Genomic DNA, 790 nt, shown 5'->3' with positions numbered 1-790 from the left:
CAGCACGTAGCGGCCGATCACGGCCAGGTTCGAGGGCGCATCGGCCACCGCCGGCTTCTCCACCAGGTGGTTGACCTTCACATACGCCTCCCCGTCCACCACGGTCATGTCCGCACACCCGTAGGCGGAGATCTTCTCCGGCGGCACCTCGATCAATGCCACCACCGACCCGCCCGTGCGGGCCTGCACCTCGATCATCGTCGTCAACAGCTCATCACGTTCGTCAATGAGGTCATCACCGAGCAGCACCGCGAACGGCTCATCCCCCACATGGGTCTTCGCCCGCAGCACCGCATGCCCCAGGCCCTTCGGGTCCCCCTGGCGCACATAATGGATCTCGCCAAGGTCCGTGGCATGCTGGACCGCCGTGAGCTTCTCCGTGTCGCCCTTGGCCTCCAGCAGCTGTTCCGTGACCGGGACCCGGTCAAAGTGGTCCTCCAGGGCCCGCTTGTTCCGCCCGGTAATCATCAGCACATCCGTCAGCCCGGCACTGACGGCCTCCTGCACCACGTACTGGATGGCCGGCTTGTCCACCACGGGCAGCATTTCCTTCGGCATCGCCTTCGTCGCCGGGAGAAAACGGGTCCCCAACCCGGCCGCAGGAATAACGGCTTTACGTACACGTGATGATGAAGTCATAGACATATGTTAACTGACATTTTCCATGCAACTTTCAGGGAGGACCCAGTATGACCTCGGGTGGTGGGGGCTGTCCTGTCCTTACAGGACGTCCAGGTCGCCGTGGGCCTTGAGGCCGTCGACGGCGCGCTTGACGAGTTGGGCGTGGGCG

Annotated in this window: 1 protein-coding gene; it reads right to left on the bottom strand. The window is 63.7% G+C overall.

Annotation, left to right across the window (positions count from 1 at the left end; all coding sequences use genetic code 11):
* Positions 1-639: UTP--glucose-1-phosphate uridylyltransferase (locus G6035_RS19635; RefSeq protein ID WP_176618780.1), on the bottom strand; the 639-nt coding region annotated here is incomplete at its 3' end.
* Between the last annotated feature and the right edge of the window lie 151 nt (positions 640-790).

The organism is Arthrobacter sp. SDTb3-6, from assembly GCF_013376095.1.
GTDB lineage: Bacteria > Actinomycetota > Actinomycetes > Actinomycetales > Micrococcaceae > Specibacter.
This window is presented reverse-complemented; position numbering and strand designations above follow the sequence as displayed.